The organism is Streptomyces sp. NC-S4 (genome assembly GCF_054353315.1).
The window spans coordinates 6,529,612-6,547,850 of the sequence record NZ_CM135937.1 but is presented as its reverse complement, the minus strand read 5'-3'; the positions used below and the strand labels follow the sequence as shown (position 1 = coordinate 6,547,850).

Annotated in this window: 15 protein-coding genes; 8 read left to right on the top strand and 7 right to left on the bottom strand. The window is 71.1% G+C overall.

Annotated elements, in window-relative coordinates; genetic code table 11:
• Positions 1-43 precede the first annotated feature (43 nt).
• Complete coding sequence (locus tag ACXNSR_RS29480) at positions 44-1,108, bottom strand: LacI family DNA-binding transcriptional regulator (RefSeq protein ID WP_458638386.1); 1,065 nt, start codon at positions 1,106-1,108, stop codon at positions 44-46.
• Between the two features lie 92 nt (positions 1,109-1,200).
• On the opposite strand from ACXNSR_RS29480, the gene ACXNSR_RS29475 reads away from it, so the two are divergent.
• Entirely contained in the window at positions 1,201-3,126 is a 1,926-nt protein-coding gene (locus ACXNSR_RS29475) for an amidohydrolase (RefSeq protein WP_458638385.1), read from the top strand.
• Between the two features lie 79 nt (positions 3,127-3,205).
• Here ACXNSR_RS29475 and ACXNSR_RS29470 read toward each other — a convergent pair whose 3' ends face one another.
• Entirely contained in the window at positions 3,206-4,090 is an 885-nt protein-coding gene (locus ACXNSR_RS29470; RefSeq protein ID WP_458638384.1) for a haloalkane dehalogenase, read from the bottom strand.
• Between the two features lie 96 nt (positions 4,091-4,186).
• On the opposite strand from ACXNSR_RS29470, the gene ACXNSR_RS29465 reads away from it, so the two are divergent.
• A complete protein-coding gene (locus ACXNSR_RS29465) occupies positions 4,187-4,672 on the top strand; it encodes a MarR family winged helix-turn-helix transcriptional regulator (protein WP_458638383.1) in 486 nt (161 codons plus the stop codon).
• A gap of 70 nt (positions 4,673-4,742) precedes the next feature.
• A complete protein-coding gene (locus tag ACXNSR_RS29460; RefSeq protein ID WP_030008959.1) occupies positions 4,743-6,272 on the top strand; it encodes a helix-turn-helix domain-containing protein in 1,530 nt (509 codons plus the stop codon).
• Positions 6,273-6,734: 462 nt separating this feature from the next.
• Here the strand turns inward: ACXNSR_RS29460 and ACXNSR_RS29455 are convergent, their stop codons facing one another.
• The 3 genes from ACXNSR_RS29455 to ACXNSR_RS29445 all read right to left on the bottom strand — a co-directional run bounded on the left by ACXNSR_RS29455 (position 6,735) and on the right by ACXNSR_RS29445 (position 11,265).
• Positions 6,735-9,905 (bottom strand): trypsin-like peptidase domain-containing protein, encoded by a 3,171-nt coding sequence (locus ACXNSR_RS29455; protein ID WP_458638382.1) that lies wholly within the window; start codon positions 9,903-9,905, stop codon positions 6,735-6,737.
• Entirely contained in the window at positions 9,902-10,252 is a 351-nt protein-coding gene (locus ACXNSR_RS29450) for a trypco2 family protein (RefSeq protein ID WP_458638381.1), read from the bottom strand. Before ACXNSR_RS29450 ends, ACXNSR_RS29455 begins: the two co-directional genes overlap by 4 nt.
• A gap of 197 nt (positions 10,253-10,449) precedes the next feature.
• Positions 10,450-11,265 (bottom strand): S1 family peptidase, encoded by an 816-nt coding sequence (locus ACXNSR_RS29445; protein ID WP_458638380.1) that lies wholly within the window; start codon positions 11,263-11,265, stop codon positions 10,450-10,452.
• A gap of 181 nt (positions 11,266-11,446) precedes the next feature.
• On the opposite strand from ACXNSR_RS29445, the gene ACXNSR_RS29440 reads away from it, so the two are divergent.
• Together ACXNSR_RS29440 and ACXNSR_RS29435 are read left to right on the top strand one after the other, a co-directional pair.
• A complete protein-coding gene (locus ACXNSR_RS29440) occupies positions 11,447-11,785 on the top strand; it encodes a PadR family transcriptional regulator (protein WP_458638379.1) in 339 nt (112 codons plus the stop codon).
• Positions 11,782-12,732: a hypothetical protein gene (locus ACXNSR_RS29435; RefSeq protein WP_458638378.1), complete on the top strand. Its 951-nt coding sequence runs from the start codon at positions 11,782-11,784 to the stop codon at positions 12,730-12,732. The genes ACXNSR_RS29440 and ACXNSR_RS29435 overlap by 4 nt, the downstream gene beginning before the upstream one ends.
• A gap of 133 nt (positions 12,733-12,865) precedes the next feature.
• On the opposite strand, the gene hisS is transcribed toward ACXNSR_RS29435, so the two are convergent.
• The gene (hisS, locus tag ACXNSR_RS29430; RefSeq protein ID WP_458638377.1) at positions 12,866-14,224 is read right to left on the bottom strand and encodes a histidine--tRNA ligase; all 1,359 of its coding nucleotides are present in this window, start codon (positions 14,222-14,224) and stop codon (positions 12,866-12,868) included.
• A 262-nt stretch (positions 14,225-14,486) separates the two neighbouring features.
• On the opposite strand from hisS, the gene ACXNSR_RS29425 reads away from it, so the two are divergent.
• Positions 14,487-15,020 (top strand): hypothetical protein, encoded by a 534-nt coding sequence (locus ACXNSR_RS29425; protein ID WP_458638376.1) that lies wholly within the window; start codon positions 14,487-14,489, stop codon positions 15,018-15,020.
• Between the two features lie 17 nt (positions 15,021-15,037).
• On the opposite strand, the gene ACXNSR_RS29420 is transcribed toward ACXNSR_RS29425, so the two are convergent.
• Positions 15,038-15,874: a class II glutamine amidotransferase gene (locus ACXNSR_RS29420; RefSeq protein WP_458638375.1), complete on the bottom strand. Its 837-nt coding sequence runs from the start codon at positions 15,872-15,874 to the stop codon at positions 15,038-15,040.
• A 196-nt stretch (positions 15,875-16,070) separates the two neighbouring features.
• Here ACXNSR_RS29420 and ACXNSR_RS29415 point away from each other — a divergent pair, with 196 nt between their 5' ends.
• Together ACXNSR_RS29415 and ACXNSR_RS29410 are read left to right on the top strand one after the other, a co-directional pair.
• Entirely contained in the window at positions 16,071-17,486 is a 1,416-nt protein-coding gene (locus ACXNSR_RS29415; protein ID WP_458638374.1) for a cytochrome P450, read from the top strand.
• Between the two features lie 228 nt (positions 17,487-17,714).
• Complete coding sequence (locus ACXNSR_RS29410; RefSeq protein ID WP_458638373.1) at positions 17,715-18,224, top strand: FBP domain-containing protein; 510 nt, start codon at positions 17,715-17,717, stop codon at positions 18,222-18,224.
• Positions 18,225-18,239: the final 15 nt, after the last annotated feature.

Below are 18,239 nucleotides of genomic sequence, written 5' to 3'. Positions count from 1 at the left end.
GCTGCGGTACGCCTTCGGCAGATATCTCGATGTCGAGATAACTCTAGTACATGTCCGGGGGGAGGGACGAGGCGCGCACCCGCAGTCCCGCCGGGACCGTCAGCTGACCAGGCGATTCCGCATGCCCGGATTCGATCAGGTTGACCAGGACAGACACCGCGGAAGCGGCGATCCGCTCGGGATCGAGGGTGACGGTGGTCACGGCGGGTTCGGTCTCGGCGTACGCCGGATCCTCGCTGGCGCAGACCAGCAGCAGCCCGTCTTCGCCCGGATTGCCGGGCGTGCCGGACAATCCGGGCGCGCCGGGCACGCCGGGTATGCGCAGACCTCGGCGCGCGGCCGCGGCCAGCACCTGCCGGCCCCCCGGGTCGTACACGCAGTAGACGGCGTCGGGACGGTCCGGCCCGGTGAAGGCGGCGTCGAAGGCGTGCCCCGCCGCGTCGTCCGGGTCGAAGCGGACCAGGAGGGGAGCCAGGCCGCGCTCCGCGCACCACTGTTCGTAGGCCGAGGTGACGGCCCCCGTGTAGAAATCCCGGCCGTGGCCCGATTGCAGGGCGATGCGCCGGGCCCCGGACGCCGCCAGGTGGTCGAGCACCTCCCGCGTGGTGGCGGTGTGGTCGTTGTCCACCCACACGTCCCCCGGCCAGGGATCGGGCGGCCGCCCGTCGAAGACCACCGGCAGTCCCCGCGCCCGCAGGGCCCGCAGCACCGGATCGCCGGCCGGGCTGTCCAGCAGCAGCATCCCGTCCACGGCGAGGGTGTGCCACAGCGGCTCGGCACCGCGGTCGGCGGGCAGGGTGGTCAGGGCGTACCCGTGCGCGTGCGCGGCCGAGGTCGCGGCGGTGAGCCAGCGGGAGAAATAGGCGATCCGCACGAAGTCCCAGGCGTCCCCCGCGTACGTGGTCACCGCGACGCCGAGGGTGCGGGTGCGCGGGCCGCGGCGGGCCCCGTAGCCGAGCGCGCCCGCCACTTCGCGGACCCGGCGCCGGGTGGACTCGCCGAGGCGGCCGGTGCCGTTGAGCGCGTGCGAGACGGTCGCGGTGGAGACCTCGGCGGCACGTGCGATGTCGGCGAGGGTCGGTCCCGGCGCGGGTGGGTGCTCTGGCACGCGGCCATCGTACGGATTTCGTCGCCGGAGGCGGCTTCTGGTTAAGCGGTTAATCAAACAGTGTCCTGGCCACACCGACATTTGGAGTGGGCATGACGTCTTCTTCGCACCTTTCCCGCCGGGGACTGCTCGCCGCCGCGGGGGTCACCGGGGTCGCCGGGGCCGCGGGCCTGCTCGGGGCCGCTCCGGCCGCGGCCTCGCCGGCGCCCGCGGCTCCTTCCACCACCGAGCGCGGTTCGGCGGCCCTGGTGGTCCACAACGCCGCGGTGTTCACCGGGACCGGCGGCCGCGCTCCCGTCGAGGCCGTCGCGGTCGGCCGGGACGGCAGGATCCTGGCCACCGGGACGAACGCGGCGCTGCGCCGGTACGCGGGCCGGGACACCGAGGTCGTCGACGCCCGCGGCAACACGGTCATGAGCGGCATCCACGACGGCCACGTCCACCCGCTCGGCGCGGGCGAGCGCTCGCTGTCCCCCTCGCTGGAGGGCGCGGAGACCACCCTGGCCGAGCTCCAGGAGATCCTGACCGGCTTCCTCGCCGACACGGGCGGCGCGGGCGCGGAGCCCGACCGCTGGCTGGTGGTCGAGGACTGGAACCCGGTCGGGCTGCTCCCCGTGGGCACCAACCCCCACCACACGATGCTGGACGCGCTCCCGACCCGGCGGCCGATCGCCCTCGTCGGCGGCGACGGGCACAACCTGTGGGCCAACCAGCGGGCCCTGGACATCGCCGGGATCACGGCGGCCACACCCGACCCGGTCGGCGGCAAGGTGGTGAAGGGCGCGGACGGGCGGCCGACGGGCGTCCTCAAGGACGACGCCCAGGGCCTGGTGCGGCGGCACGTGCCGGAGCCCACCCGGGCCGACCTGGTCGCGGCGTGCGCCGAGGTGCTGGCGCTGGCGGCCGCGTCCGGGGTCACGACGATGATGGACGCGCTGGTGGGGCGGCACGAACTGGAGCTGTACCAGGCGCTGTCGGCGGCGGGGAAGCTGCCGCAGCGGATCGTCCCGGCGATCCGGCTGGAGGCGGAGCAGACCAAGGACCCGGCGGGGTCGCTGGCGTACGCGCGGGGCCTGCGGCGGGAGTTCGCGGGCGTGCGGGGGCTGCGCTTCGGGATGGTCAAGGTGTTCCTGGACGGGGTCATCGAGTACCCGGCGCAGACCGCCGCGCTGCTGCAGCCCTATCTCGACGGGCAGGGCAGGCCGACCGCCAACCGGGGCGAGCTGTACACCTCGGCGGCGGACTACGGCCGGCTCAGTGCCGCCTTCAACAAGGCGGGCTGGCAGATGCACGCGCACGGACTCGGCGACCGGGCGGTACGCACCGCGCTGGACGGGTACGCGTACGCCAAGCGGGTGACGGGCCTGCGGGACGCCCGCAACGCCGTGGCGCACCTGCAGCTCGTGGACCCGGCGGACCTGCGGCGTTTCGCGCAGCTGGGGGTCACGGCGTGCATGCAGCTCCAGTGGGCGGCGAAGGACACCTGGACCATGGAGGCGCTCCTTCCGTACATCGGACCCGAGCGGCACCGGTGGATGTACCCGGCGCGGAGCCTGGAGAAGGCGGGGGCGCGGCTGTCGGGCGGCTCCGACTGGCCGGTGGACGCCCTCCAGGTGTGGAACCAGCTGCGGACGGCGATCGACCGCCAGGGCGCTTTCGGGGCGGGCCCGCTGTACCGCGAACTGGAGGGACTCGGCCGGGAGGCGGTCCTGCGGATGCACACGTCGGGGACCGCGTGGCAGCTGCGCCAGGAGGAGCTGACGGGCACGGTGGAGCCGGGCCGGGCGGCGGACCTGGTGGTGCTGGACCGGGACGTGACGCGCTGCCCGGTGGCCGACATCAGCGGGACGGGGGTACGGCTGACCCTGGTCGGCGGCCGCGTGGTGCACGACGCGGATTCGGCGTCGGGCAGGGCCGCCTCGGCACGGGTGGCGGGCGCCGCCGCCGCCGCGGGCCCGCGGCCGGCCTCGTACGCGACGGTGCACGCCGGGGGGCGCCACCACGCCTGCAAGCACTGAGCGGGGCGTCGGCGCCGGATTCGGGCCCCGGCTCGGGCCCGGCCCCGGCTCGGGCTCGGGCCCCGGCTCAGGCTCGGGCTCAGCCCGCCGCGAGCCCGTGGCGGGCGGCCCAGGAGTTGACGGCGGCGGCGATCTCCTCGGGCCGGTCCTCGGGGCAGAGGTGGGCGGCCGGGCCGCAGTACTCGGTCTCCAGCGCGGACACGTTCTCCTCGCACCAGGCGACCGTCTCGGGGCCGACCATCAGGGCCGGCGAGCCGTCGAAGGTGAGCAGCAGCTTGGGCACGTCCGGGCTGTCGGCCAGCCAGGCGTCGTACTTCTCGACGACGGCGTGCACATCGGCCGGATCGCCGTCGATCGGCAGCGAGCGCGCCCAGCGCAGCATGGGCAGCCGGCTCTCGCGGGTCGGGTAGGGGGCGGCGTAGGCGGCGTGGTCCGCCTCGCTCATCGGGTTCAGCACCGTCTGCCCGATGCTGTCCTCGATGAAGATGTTCCGGTCCAGGACCATCTCCTCCCCCACGCCCGGGGTGCGGATCGCCTCGAACCGGGCCCGCGCGGCGGGCGGGTACTGCGCCCAGCTCAGCGGCCGCACGATCGTCTCCATGAAGGCGATGCCGCGGACCCGCCCGGGGTGGCGGGCGGCCCGGTCGAAGGCGAGCGCCCCGCCCCAGTCCTGTCCGACCAGCACCGCCTCGTCGATCCCGAGGGCGTCGAACCACGCGTCCAGGTAGCGGACGTGGTCCTCGAAGCGGTACTCCCCGCCCGGCTTTCCGGAGCGGCCCATCCCGATGAGGTCCGGGGCCAGGACGCGGACCCCGCCCCCGATCCGGGGCAGGACGCCCCGCCAGAGGTGGGAGGAGGTCGGATTTCCGTGCAGGAACACGAAGGGGACGCCGCCGGTCCGAGCACGGGCGGCACCGTGGTCCTCGTAGTACATCGTCGAGTCGAGTACGTCGATCGTGGGCATGGAGACCCCTTCCAGGAATCGTTGGCCTGACTAACGTTTTCCTCGCGAACGAAGTTATATCGTTAGTGTCACTAACGCAATGGGTAACATCGCCCCATGACCACGGAAGAGAACGGCCCGCTCGTCCCCGCCCGACTGCGCGAACTGCCCAGCCGGCTACTGGGGCAGGCCTCCACCCATGCGCAGCGACTCGTGACCGAGGGACTGAGCGGGGCAGATGCCCGCAAATGGCACTACGCAGCCCTGGTCGCCCTGGAGGAGTCCGGCCCGGCGAGCCAGGCCACCCTCAGCGCCCGCACCGGCATCCACCGCAGCGACCTGGTCGCCGTCATCAACGAACTCGCCGCACGCGACATGGTGGAGCGGACCCCCGACCCCGAGGACCGCCGGCGCAACGTCATCACGCTCACACCGTCCGGCCGGCGGCAACTGCGCACACTGGAGCAGATCCTCGCCGCGGCCCAGGACGAACTGCTGGCCCCGCTGTCCGGGCAGGAGCGGGAGCAGCTCGTCCACCTGCTGGGCCGCGTCGTCGACCATCACACGCACGGAGACCCCGCCATGGGATCTGATGGCCGGTAACTTCCACTCAATTCACCCATTTGCCGCACCCAGCGCAGGGGGCATCTCATATCTGAGATAGCGTGCACCCATGGCAGACGACTACCTCGTACGCATCGGCAAGCTCATCCGTGACGCCCGGCAGCACCGGGGCTGGACACAGAGTCAGCTCGCCGACGCCCTCGGCACCAGCCAGAGCGCAGTGAACCGGATCGAGCGCGGCAACCAGAACATCAGCCTTGAGATGATCGCGCGAATCGGTGAAGCGCTCGACAGCGAGATCGTCTCCCTGGGCTACGCCGGCCCGATGCACCTGCGCGTGGTGGGCGGCCGCCGGCTGTCCGGCGCCATCGACGTCAAGACGAGCAAGAACGCGTGCGTGGCACTGCTCTGCGCCTCGCTGCTCAACAAGGGCCGCACGGTGCTGAGGCGAGTGGCCCGCATCGAGGAGGTCTACCGCCTCCTGGAGGTCCTGAACTCCATCGGTGTGCGCACCCGCTGGATCAACGACGGCGTGGACCTGGAACTGATCCCGCCGGCCCGCCTCGACATGGAGGCCATGGACGCGGACGCGGCCCGCCGGACCCGGAGCATCATCATGTTCCTGGGCCCGCTGCTGCACCGGATGGAGACCTTCCGCCTGCCCTACGCGGGCGGCTGCGACCTCGGCACCCGCACCATCGAGCCGCACATGATCGCCCTGCGCCGCTTCGGCCTGGACATCACCGCGACCGAGGGCATCTACCACGCGAAGGTCGTACCCGGGATCTCCCCGGACCGCCCGATCGTGCTGACCGAGCGCGGGGACACCGTCACCGAGAACGCGCTGCTGGCCGCGGCCCGGCACGACGGCGTGACCGTCATCCGCAACGCCTCCTCCAACTACATGGTCCAGGACCTGTGCTTCTTCCTGGAGGCCCTGGGCGTCCGGGTCGACGGCGTCGGCACCACCACGCTCACCGTCCACGGCGTCCCGAGCATCGACGTGGACGTGGACTACTCCCCCTCCGAGGACCCGGTCGAGGCGATGAGCCTGCTCGCCGCCGCGGTCGTCACGGAGTCGGAACTCACCATCCGCCGGGTGCCGATCGAGTTCATGGAGATCGAGCTCGCGGTCCTCGAGGAGATGGGCCTGGACCACGACCGCTCGGCGGAGTACACGGCCGACAACGGCCGCACCCGCCTGGTCGACCTCACGGTCCGCCCCTCGAAGCTCGAAGCCCCGATCGACAAGATCCACCCCATGCCGTTCCCCGGGCTGAACATCGACAACGTCCCCTTCTTCGCGGCCATCGCCGCCGTGGCACAGGGTCAGACCCTGATCCACGACTGGGTGTACGACAACCGGGCCATCTACCTGACGGACCTGAACCGACTCGGCGGCCGCCTCCAGCTCCTCGACCCGCACCGCGTCCTGGTCGAGGGCCCCACGCGCTGGCGCGCGGCGGAAATGATGTGCCCGCCGGCCCTGCGCCCTGCGGTGGTCGTCCTCCTGGCGATGATGGCGGCCGAGGGCACCTCGGTGCTGCGCAACGTCTACGTGATCAACCGCGGCTACGAGGAACTGGCCGAACGCCTCAACTCGGTGGGCGCCCAGATCGAGATCTTCCGCGACATCTGAGGACTCGGATAATCAGGCACCGCCTCCACCAGACTTCCCATCGCCTTGTACAAGTACGGTGCAAGGCGATGGCGTCTAACTGGCGGCTCGACAGGCGCGATCACACACCTGAGCCCCGTCACTCTCCAAGGAGGGTCATGGGGTCTCAGTGTTTCTGCAGCACCCCCGGCCGACTGTGGGCCTTCGCCGCCCTCGACAAACAGATGACCGTCTGGACCCACCAGGGCTGCCCGGACCGCTGAGCCAGCCCCGCGCTGCCGCCCGGCATCGTCACGGCCCACTTCCCGTACGGCCGCCTCGCCCGGATCCACGCCCCGGGCACCCGCCTGGAGGGTCTTGCCCCAACGAGCCGGCCGACCGCCAAGCGCTCACGGCGGTCCCGGCGGACGCGGGGCATCGGCGTGCACTTCCGCAGCCCGGGGCCTTCCGAACGGCTCGGCATCGCAGGGTGGTTCGGCAGTCCTAGTCCGAGGCATCGGGTTTCAGAGGGACCCACCTCGTCATCGAGTCCCAGGCTTCCAGAGCGTCTTTCAGGAGTTCCACGGTGGCCGGGGAAGCAGGTCCGAGGGTGCTCGCCGTGATGAGCAGCATTCCTCCGTGCTCCTGCACCAGTGCGATGAACTCCTCGGTCGCAGGAGCGGTCCAGAGCTGGCCGAACGTTGCCACCGCGACCTCGCCGGGACCGGCGAATGCCCAAGCGGGCCCGTCGGACGACCTGGGCGGCAATCCGGACCACAGCGGTTGGAGGTCGAGCGCTTCAGCGCGAGCCGACCGGGGCCCGAGAGCAGCCGTGGCAGTCCAGCGGTTCCCACTCTGGACCAACTGCGCCGCCTCGAGAGAGGGGTTGACCACGAAGGCGGGTACGAGCAGGCCGTTTCGCTCCCTCACAGGCACTCCCGCGGTGAAGGCCGTCCAACTGATACCCGCCTCTTTGGCCACATTGATCAGGGCCGAATCGTTCCAGTGCGGATACCGGCACAGTCCGAAGTGGAAGAGCCGTGCGTCCGCCCAGCTGAAATGTTCGTCCACATGGAGTGCCGGAACGCCGTCGCCCAACGGGTACCCGCAGTCCTGGCAGTCGCCGGCCCAAAGCAACTGCATGAGGGAACGGGCTTCCTCGTGCCCGAGCCTGTCCAGGCAATCGTGGCTGAAGGCCAGGTGCGGGAGCCCCACCGAGCCGTCCTCGGCTTCCAGGACCACCCAGTCCGATGGGTGGCCGTGCTCCCGCGCTCGGCTCCACCACTCCTCCCCCAGCCGGACGTTGCCGAAGGAGTAAGCGGTCACGCCGGCCATCAAGCAGCCAATCGGGTCGCCCAGATTCCCCTGATTGACCGCCGCGTCGTAGGCACGCGAGACATAGGCGTTCGCCGTTTCATGGTCTTCCCTGCGCAGGAGGACGCCGGCGTAGGAGAGCGCAGCGAGCGGGATCTCACCGTCCGCGGCAACTCTCAGGGCCTCGACGGCTTCGTCCGACTGCCACTTCGACCTCAGCCAGTCCGAGTAGTTCAGTGCACTCCCGGGATCGCCGGCCTCGGTACCGCGCTTCCAGAGCGCTACCGCCTCGTCCTGGTTCCCCAGCTTTTCGTGGACCAGGCCAAGAGCTCCGATCGACTCCCGTTCCCCGCCCTCGATCGCACGCTCGTACCACTCCCGTGCCGCTTCCAGATCCCCCCTCGCGAAGGACAGGGCACCCATGTTGTGAGCCCCGGTGGAGTCACCCAGGCAGGCGGCCCGCTCGAAGCAGCGGCTGGCACCGTCGTAGTCCTTCTCCGCGGCCATCAGCGACCCCAGGTTGATCAGGCCGTCGGGATCGTCCGCCTCCGCGAGGGGGCGGAGCACCTCCTTGGCCACGTCTGGCCGGCCCGCTACCTTGGCGACGGTCGACACCAGCACACGGCGGGTATCGTCCACGATGCGCAGGGCCTCGTCCCACACTTGTCCCGGGAGCTCACTCGGACGGGACCGGCGCGCAGCGTCGGACACGAGGTAGTCGAACGGCTTCCACGTTCCTCCCCGGCCCGGTACCAGCGGGCTGGTGACGCCCAGCACGATCCTGGACGCCCAGTCCCACGCTTCCTCCATGCCTTCCGGCCGCAGCGCCGGGCCGCCCGCCCGATCGAGGAAGTACGCGTGGAGGCGTTCCAGGGACTCCGGCGCCAGCGCAGTGTCCACGCCGGTGCGGGCGAGGGCGACGGCGGCCGCGACGAGCGCGGCACCACGGGGGTTGCCTTTCACCCGGGAAGCGGCCTTCCAGCGTTTGAGGACCTGCGGTCCCGCCGCAAGGTACTCCGCCACCCCATGAGCCCTGTCGGCGTTCAGTGCCGCAACGACGCGCGGATCCTCGCTCGACGACGCAGCCCGCCGCTCGTCATCGGTCCAGATCCGGTCCAGGGTGATGTGATGCGCTGCACGGATCACCCTGCCCGGCGAGGACGGCAGGCGCGGCCCGGTGCTCCGCGAGAGCGACGGGCCGTCGTCCTCGTCCGTGTAATGCTCGTGGAACTCGGTGCGCAGTGTGGCAAGCACGACCGCGCCGCGGCGCACGAGCCGGTCGAGCAGGGACGGCGTCAGCCCGTCTGATCGCAGGTAGTTGTGCAGATCGTCGAGCCATACGACCTTCTCGTGATCACTCCCAGGGGAGGAATGCAGGGAGGACAGGTCGGCGTCGGGGTCCGGTTTGCAGACCGACCGGTCCCCGAGATTGCGGACCATGGCTTCGAACAGGACCCTCGACTTACCCGCGGCCGAATCCCCTGTCAGCAGCAGCATGCCGCCCGATTCCGCCAGCGCTTCGAGCCTGGCGTCCACCTGCGCATCGACGCAGCGTGACACGTATTGCACGACGTCCGGATGGCCGGAGGCATCCGGCGCGCGATGGACGCCGAAGGAAACCGGGTCGGCATCGGCGACAGGGAGCCAGTCGCCTTCGCTGGAGACGTCAGCCTCGTGCACCACCTGCGGCGCCGGCCTGCCGATCTCCACCACCTTGGGACAGAGCCGTGCAGCGGCCTCCACCGCCCGCCGGAAGCCGGCATCGGCCACCAGGACGGAGACAGGAACGGCTTCCACCCTCGCGTGACCCCACTGCGCAGGATCCCCGGAAACCACGCCGATCAGGTATTCGCCGAGGAAGAGCGCAGCGCCCGACATCCCCTGCCACGGCGATACGCCGGAAGTGCCTACCGCTGGTGGCGGGGCGTGGGAACTGTCCAGGACATAGCGGCCGCGCAGGACGGATGATCCCGGCTTCAGCGTGCCCACGATTTGCTCGGTGTCCGGCCGCATCCCGTCCCGGAGCGAGATCCGCGGGTAGCCCACCGCTTCGCAGTTCTCCCAGGCGGCCAGGCCGGAAACACGACCCCACCGAACATCGGACATCCGGCACGTCGCGGCCTCCGTGACCAGGTCTTCGTCCGCTTCGAGCAGGGCCGCATCGCACGACTCGTCGTAGCGGCGCCACACGAGGCGGCAGCTACGTATCCCCGTCCCTCCGGGGACGGCGACGCGAGCAGACCCACCCTCCCCTTCGAACAGATGCGCCGAGGTGAGCACCAGGCGGGAGTCCAGCAAGAAGCCGCTGCCCTGCCGCGCTCCCTGGACGACGGCGATGCGTTCGACGGACCGGGCGCTCATCCGCCGCGCAGTCCGGACGGGTGCTCGAAGTCACCCATGTCGACCTCGGCTTGATTTCCGATCTCGATCGGGCCGCCGTTGGCGGAGTCCTTCGGCTTCAGCTTCACGGACACCTTGTGGACGGCGTTCTGCGCCGCCCCCGCCTGGGCGCCGCCCGAGACCACCCATGCCTTGAACCCCGCCTTGACCGTCGCGTCGCGCCGCAACTCGACCGAGAAGTCCAGAGTGATCTCGTCGACCTCGAACCTGATGCGTCGGCCGTCCGCGGCGTGCACGGAGGCCATCAGCTGGTCCCGCAAGCCCTGTACGGCCTCGGTGAGTTCCACGTTCTCCAACGGATCGCGCACGTCTCCGACTCCCCCTGTTCGGCCCACCGTCAAGCATTACCACTATCACATTGCCCCTGGCATGAAACGGCGTTCCGGACACTCCCGCGAGATTTGAGTACGCCGCAGGCCGGGGCCGATTCCCCTCCTCCCGGGCCTCTGTGGGCCGTCGCCGGTGTCTCCGCCCCCGCGGAGGACCCCGGCGGCGGCCCTTCGGGTCAGGCGTTGCGCCTGATGGTGCTCCGGATCCAGTCCGCGTAGGCCGGTACGTCGGTGTAGAGGCCCGGCCCCGCCGAGCACGCGAGACCCGGGGCGCCCGGGCCCGAAGTGACCCCGATGAGTTCCCACCGCCCGTGCCGGCCCCGGCGCAGTTGCGGGCCGCCGGAGTCCCCGAAGCACGCCATGGCTCCGGGCACGCGGCTGATCGTGCACAGCCGGGTCCGGTCCGCGTAGCCGGGGGCGCACTCGGTGTCGGCGCCCGTGCGCGTCGCGAGCTCCCGCAGCCGCTCCGCGAACTTCAGTTCGGTGTCGAGGGTGGTGCCGAACCCCAGGATCCGGGTCGGGGTGCCGGGCCGTCCGGGCCGCTCCGCGATCCGGACGGGCTTCTCGGTGACCGGCCGGTCCAGGCGGACCAGCGCGAGGTCGTCCCGGTTGGCGGCCTTCCCTTCACCGTTCGCGTAGCCGGGGTGGACGACGGTCCGCTCGATGGCACGGACGGTTCCCCCGGACTTGCGCCGCTCGCTGCCGATCCGGACGGTCCCTTCCAGTTCGAGGCCGTCGCCCTGCACGCAGTGGGCCGCCGTCAGCACCCACTGCGGATCGACCAGCGACGCCCCGCACGTGCCGTCGTACACACCGTGCTCCGGCGCCGATTCCGGGATCGTCGCCATGAACGGGTAACGCTCCGTGGGATCGGTCCCGTTGACGATCGCGCCGGCGCTGCCGGTCATCGCGGTGGCGCACACCGCGACGGCGAGAGCGCCGACGGCGGCCGTGCGCGTCGCGCTGCGGCGTACCGACTTCAAGCTGAACATCCAGGGTCCCTTCGCTCGTAGATCCGGACGTATCCACCCTGTTCGGCCTCGATCCGCCCGGCCATCCGGCCAGCGGGCCCGAGCCCGGTGGGGACATCCCCCGGGCCCCTTCGGCGCGGGTCCGGCACCGGAACCGACCCTCCGTCACATATATATCGGCAGCCGATATATGCTCGGCGGCATGACGAAACGATCACCGTCGCTGACGGAATCGCAGTACTTCATCCTGGCCGCCCTCCAGGAGGGCCCCCTGCACGGCTACGGCATCATCAAGGCCGCCGAGCGGGTCACGGACGGACGGCTCACCCTCGCCGTCGGCACCCTCTACGGCGCGCTGGACCGGATGGAACGCTCCGGGTGGGTCGCGGCCGACCACGAGGAGATCGTGGACGGGCGGGCACGGCGCTACTACCGGCTCACCGACGACGGCGCGGGCGCGCTGCGCCAGGAGGCCCTGCGCATGCAGAAGGCGGCGGCGGTCGTCATCGGACGTCACTCCCTCAAGGCGGTCCAGGCATGAACCGAGTACTGCTCGTCGCCTACCCCAAGCAGTACCGCGCCCAGCAGGGGGAGGAGATCCTCGACTGTTTGAACGAGGCGTACCCGGGCCGCTCCTGGCCGCCGCCGCGGGAGGTCCTCGCCCTGGCGCGCGGTGGGGTGCGGGCCCGTGCCCGCGCCGTGTCCGAGGACACGGCGCGGCCGTGGTGGCTCGACGGCTTCCACCTGGCCGCCCTCGCCCTCGCCGCCCTGGCGCTGGTGCCGTACCTCCAGGACGTGTGGCACTGGGCCCTGCGCATCGATCCCGGCGGCCACACCACCGGTTTCGAGCACACGGGCTGGTTCCCCTGGACGCAGGGTCCCGACACCCGCACGAGGCTCCTGCCCTACGGTCTGCTCCCCCTCGTCGGCCTGATCGCGCTGCTGCGCGGGAAGGCCTGGATCGCACTGCCCGCCTCGGCCGCGATGTTCTGTGTCGGGTCCGGGCTCGCCGGCACGACGCTCTTCGGCGACGAGGGAGTGGTGGGCATCGGCTACTACGGGCTGGGCGCCCCGCTGCGGGCCCATGACCTGGTCCTCTCGGGTCTCCTGTTCCTGATCTGCGCCGTACTGGTGGCCGGTCGCCCGGGCCGGTTGCGCCGCCGCTCCTACGGCTGGCTCGTCCCGCTGGCGGGTGCCCTGTTCGTGGCGGGTTCCCTGCACCTCACCTCGGGCGATCCGTGGTTCCAGCGCGGCCAGTTCGCCATCGAGATCGCCGCGCTGATCGCCGCGTGGGGCGTCACCGCGGCCACCGGCGACCACCGGTGGCTCGTCCCCGTCGCCGCGTTCTCGGTCGTGCGCACCACGGCGATCATGACCCAGCCGTACCTCATGGACTCCCTGCCCAGCCAGGTCGTACTGCTCTGCCTGCTCACGCCGATCCCCTTGCTGGCCGTCACCGCCCAACGCAGGCGGCTCCGCACCGCCTGAGCGGCATGACCGCGGACCGCCGCCCGAAGCCGCACCCGCCGACCGGCCCGGGACGACCGGCCCCGTCACCGGACGCAACCCCTTGGCTCCGGGCACCGGACGCCACCGCAAGCCCCGCCCCTGAACCCGGCAGTCATCCCGCACGGAGGCGCCGGCCGGCCCCGCGCTCGCGCGGGGCCGGGACCCAGCTCGTGGGGTCGGACTGCGTCTGCTCGCCCGTCGCCAGGTCCTTCACCTCGTGTGCCGCGCCGTCCTCGAAGGGCGGGAACCAGACGAACGGGATGCCCTTCCGGGATGCGTAGCGGACCTGCTTGGCCACCTTGTCGGCCTGGTGGTACAGCTCGACGTTCATCCCCCGCCCGCGCAGGCGCGCGGCCGTGGTCTCGGCCTCGTGCCATCGGTCGGCCCGCGGGACGACCACGAGGACGTCGCTGGGGCACTTCGCCCGGGTCTCCAGGAGCCCCTCCGCGAGGAGCTTGGCGAAGATGCGCGTCAGTCCGATCGACATGCCCACACCCGGAAGGCTGCGCCGGATGAAGGAGCCGGTCAGGTTCTCGTAGCGCCCGCCGGAGCAGATGCTGCCGTAGTCCGGCCAGTCGACGAACTTCCCTTCGTAGACGGTTCCCGTGTAGTAGTCGAGCCCACGGGCGATCGACAGGTCGGCGACGACACTGCCGGCCGGCAGGTTGCCGAGGGAATCGAGTACGTAGCTCAGCTCGCCGAGGCCTTCGGTGAGCAGATCGGACGTCACGCCCAGGCGCTTGATGTCGTCCACGACGGCCGGGCCGGTGCCGCGCACCCGAGCGAGCGCGAGGCAGGAGTCGACGGTCCGTGCGGACAGACCGACCTCACCGGAAAGGATCTTCGCGACGCCCTCGGGGCCGACCTTGTCCAGCTTGTCCACGGCCCGGATCACAGCCAGTGGATCACCGATCCCGAGCCCCTCGTAGAAGCCCTGAAGGACCTTCCGGTTGTTGATGTTGAGCGTCCAGGCGGGCAGATCCAGGCTGGTCATGACCTCGTGGATCATGCGTGGCAGCTCGGCGTCGAAGTGCAGCGGCAGGCGGTCGACGTTGATCACGTCGATGTCGCACTGGGTGAATTCACGGAATCGCCCGTCCTGGGCGCGCTCGCCGCGCCATACTCGCTGCATCTGATAGCGCTTGAACGGGAAGACGAGCTCGTTGAAGTGCTGGGCCGTGTAGCGCGCGAACGGCACGGTCAGATCGAAGTGCAGGCCGATCCGGGAGTCGCTTATGTCATCGGCGTCTTCCTGCAGCCTTCTCAGCGCATACACCTCGCTGGAGGTCTCACCCTTGGCAGTGAGTACGGAAAGGGGCTCCACCGAAGGCGTCTCGATCGAGCAGAATCCATACCTCTCGAAACCCGAGCGAATGAGGTCGAGCCACGTCTGCTCAACCATGCGGATTTCAGGAAGCCATTCGGGAAATCCGCTGACGGGTACAGGGCGGACCAGCGGGGTTTCGGTCATCGGTGGCACTCTCTCTTCGCTCCGAGGCGTTCGACATTCGTGTTGCGCCGACGGGGACGCATCCGCGGCCTCGCGCGAACGCCGGTGACCAGCGTCTTACGTCGACCTGCGCGCCATCAACCGAGTTGAAGCGGTAGGACGGCCTCCGAAAAGGCGAACCGCTCGCGCCCCCATCTCACCCCTCGTCAACACTGGTATCGAATTCAACCTTCTGGGTATCTTGAGCGCCGCTCAACGAGCACTCACGATCCAGGAGTTCCCGATGAACATGCCGCCCCGCAGCAAGTCGATGACGGTGAAGAACCGCTTCAGAGGCACTTTCACCCTCACCGTCATAGCCGCCGTTCTGTCGCTGGCCGCCTGCGACCCGGCCGCACCGGCCACCACGCCGAGCACCAGCGCCGCCGTCACCGTCAGTGCGAGTCCCAGCCCGAGTCCCTCCCCGACGCCGGCCGCGGCCGACCCGAGTCCGAGCGCCAGCGCGACCCCGACCGCCGAGCCCACCACGGCGGCACCGACTCCTCAGGTCCCGGTCGCCGAGCCCACCACCAAGGCCCCCGCAGCCACCAAGGCCGCCCCCGCCCCGCCGGCTCCGACCCGTACCCGTACCCAGGCGCCCGCGCCGGAGCCCAGCAGGGCGAGCACCGACTGCTATCCCCGCTCGAACGCCGGCAACTGCTACAAGGCCGGTCAGATATGCAGGAAGGCCGATGTCGGTACGTCCGGGCGGGACGCGGCCGGACGCACGATCCACTGCCGGAACGACGACAGCGTCGGCCAGCGCTGGGGCTACTGACCGCCCGCCGTCGGCCCCTACGCCGCCTGCGGGGTGAAGGGGTGGAGGGAATCCCTGCCCGGTTCGACGATGCCGTAGGTGCTCTCCGGGACTTCGTTCCAGGCGCCGGGCAGGTCACCGAGTGGTTCGGAGACCACCAGGCGGGTCTCGTCGGAGACTTCCTGGAGGAACTCCACGTCGGGGTGGAGCCTGCGCAGCGCGTCCACGCGGCTGCTGTAGAACAGCGTCCTCGACTCACCCCGGCTGGAGTAGCGGAAGGCCCAGAGGCGTTGGCCGTCGCTGATGGCGAGGGTCATCTGGAGCGGGTACTCCACCCCGTGCTCGCGGCCGACGCGTTCCACCACGCCCGCCATCCGGGCCACCGCGCCCGGCGGGTCGGCCTCCAGCCCGAAGGTGAGCGCCAGGTGGAACATCACCTCGGAGTCCGTCGTCCCCTCCACGTCGGGGTACAGCGCGGGGTCGACGAGCAGGGTGAGGTCGCGCCGCATCCGGTGGAAATCGGTGATGGCCCCGTTGTGCATGAACAGCCAGCGGCCGTGCCGGAACGGGTGACAGTTCGTCTGCTGCACCGCCGTTCCGGTCGACGCCCGGATGTGGGCGAAGAACAGCGGGGAGCGCACGTGGTCGGCGATCTCCCGCAGGTTGCGGTTGTTCCAGGCGGGGCCGATGTCCCTGAAGGTCGCCGGGGTGGCGTTGGCCTCCTGCGTGTACCAGCCGACGCCGAATCCGTCGCCGTTCGTCGTCTCCACGCCCAGCCTGGAGTGCAGGCTCTGGTCGATCAGCGAGTGGGCCGGTTTGTAGAGGATGGTTTCGAGCAGCAGGGGTGTTCCCGAATACGCGAGCCATCGGCACATGAGCCATCACCTCGGGGGTGCAACGCAGACAACTCCTCCATTGTGGCCGCGCCCCCTGCCGACCGCCACGCGGAACAGGCCGGGCCGCCGGCGGCGAGGTGGTCATCAGGCCACTCTTCGGCCTGATGGGACACCGTCCTCGCCAGGTGCGCGCGGGGGCGGCAGAATCGGGCTTCCGTAGGACGAAGGGGCGGCCATGGCAGTGGGAACGAACTCCGGAGCGGACACGGGTAAGGCGGTGCCCGCCCTCGCAGGGGTGCCGTTGCTCGGATCGCTGCTCGACCTGAGGTCCGACTCCCTCGGTACCTATCTGCGGGCCCAGCACCAGCACGGTGACCTGGTACGGATCACGGCCGGTCCGCCCGGGATGCGTGCCGAGCTGTACTGCGTCTTCTCCCCCGCGGGCGCCCAGCAGGTGCTCGCGTCCGACGCGGCCCGTTTCCGCAAGGACAACCACTTCTACCAGGAGGTGCGGGAGTCCTTCGGCAACGGGCTGCTGACCAGTCAGGACGAGGACTACCTGCGCCAGCGCCGGCTCGTGCAGCCGCTGTTCACCCGGCGCCGCGTGGACGGCTACGCCGAGGCGATAGCCGCCGAGACCGACGCGGTCATCGCGTCCTGGGACCGGGCCCCGGGCGGCGTCGTGGACGTCTCCGACGAGATGATGCACCTCGCCCTGCGCGCCGTCGCCCGCATCCTGTTCGGCACCGACGTCGAGGCCGCCGCCGGCGTCGTGGCCGAGTGCTTCCCGGTGGTCACCGACTACGTGCTGCGCCGCGGCTACTCCCCCGCCAACGTCCCGCGCCAGTGGCCCACCCCGGGCAACCGGCGGGCGGCCGCCGCGATGGACGAGCTGTACGGGGTCTGCGACCGGATCATCGCGGAGCGCCGGCGCGCCGGGGCCGGGGCCGGGACCCGGACCGGGACCGGGACTCCCGGCGAGGATCTGCTCACGCTGCTCGCCGCCGCCCGGAGTTCGGACGACGGGGAGTTCGACGCCGCCGAGCTGCGCGACCAGGTGCTGATCTTCCTCCTCGCCGGGCACGAGACGACCGCCACTTCCCTCTGCTTCGCCCTGCACCTGCTGGCCCGCCACCCCGAGCTGCAGGACCGGGCCCGCGAGGAGGTCTCCCGCGTACTGGGCGGCCGCAGGCCCGGCGCCGCCGACCTGGACCGGCTTCCGTACCTCACCCGGGTCCTCAAGGAGGCCATGCGGCTGTATCCGGCCGCGCCGGTCATCGGGCGCAAGGCCGTCGCCGACACCCGGATCGGCGAGCACACCGTCCCCGCGGGCGCGGACGTGATCCTGGCGCCCTGGGTGACGCACCGCCACCCCGCCCACTGGCCGGACCCGGACCGCTTCGACCCCGACCGCTTCACACCCGAGGCGGAGGCTGGCCGGCCGCGCTACGCCTGGTTCCCCTTCGGCGGTGGTCCGCGTGCCTGCATCGGGCAGCACTTCTCGATGCTGGAGTCGGTGATCGCGCTGGCGATGATCCTGCGGGCCCACGCGTTCGAGGCCGTGGACACCGAGATCCCGGTCGCCGCCGGGATCACCCTGCAGACGAACGGCCCGGTGCGCTGCCGGATCCGCCGCCTGGACATCCCTTAGGCCGTCTCTTCCGGATCTTGCCGGGCCCGCGACGCCCGGCACCGCACCTGGCCGCGTTGTCGGGGCGCCCGAGTACGTCCATGCGCAGAGCGCACCTCCGCCTTGCCATGTACAGCACCGGACGCCGCGGGCTCGGCCGGCAAGATCCGAAAGAGACGGCCTGGCGGGCGCCTTGTCACGGAAATACGGGATGCGGGCAGGTCAGCGCAGGCCCTAGGGTCGATGCCCGTGGAACCACTCACCGAGAAACAGATCCGCTCGTCCTTCGTGAACTGCACGAAGGGCGAGGCGGCGCGGCTGCGCCTGCCGCTCGACTTCGCCGAACTGCCCTGGGAAGACCTGGACTTCCTGGGGTGGGTGGATCCGGGAGCGCCCCTGCGGGCCCATCTCGTACTCCCCCGGACGGACGGTGACGGCCCGCTGGGGATCTCGCTGCGCGTGCCGGCCGTCGGCCGAACCAGCGTGGTGAAGTCCAGCCTGTGCCAGATCTGCCTGACGGGTCACGCCTCCTCCGGGGTCACCCTGCTCGCCGCGCCGCTGGCGGGCGCCCGGGGCCGCGAGGGCAACACGGTCGGCACGTACATCTGCGCGGACCTCGCCTGCCCCCTGTACGTACGCGGCAAGCGCCGGGCGAAGCTGCGCGCCGGGCAGCACGAGGAGTCACTCACCCTGGACGAGCGGCTCGCCCGGATGTCCCACAACCTGGACGCCTTCGCGGCCCGCGTCACCGCGGCGTAGCGGCACCGCCCGGCG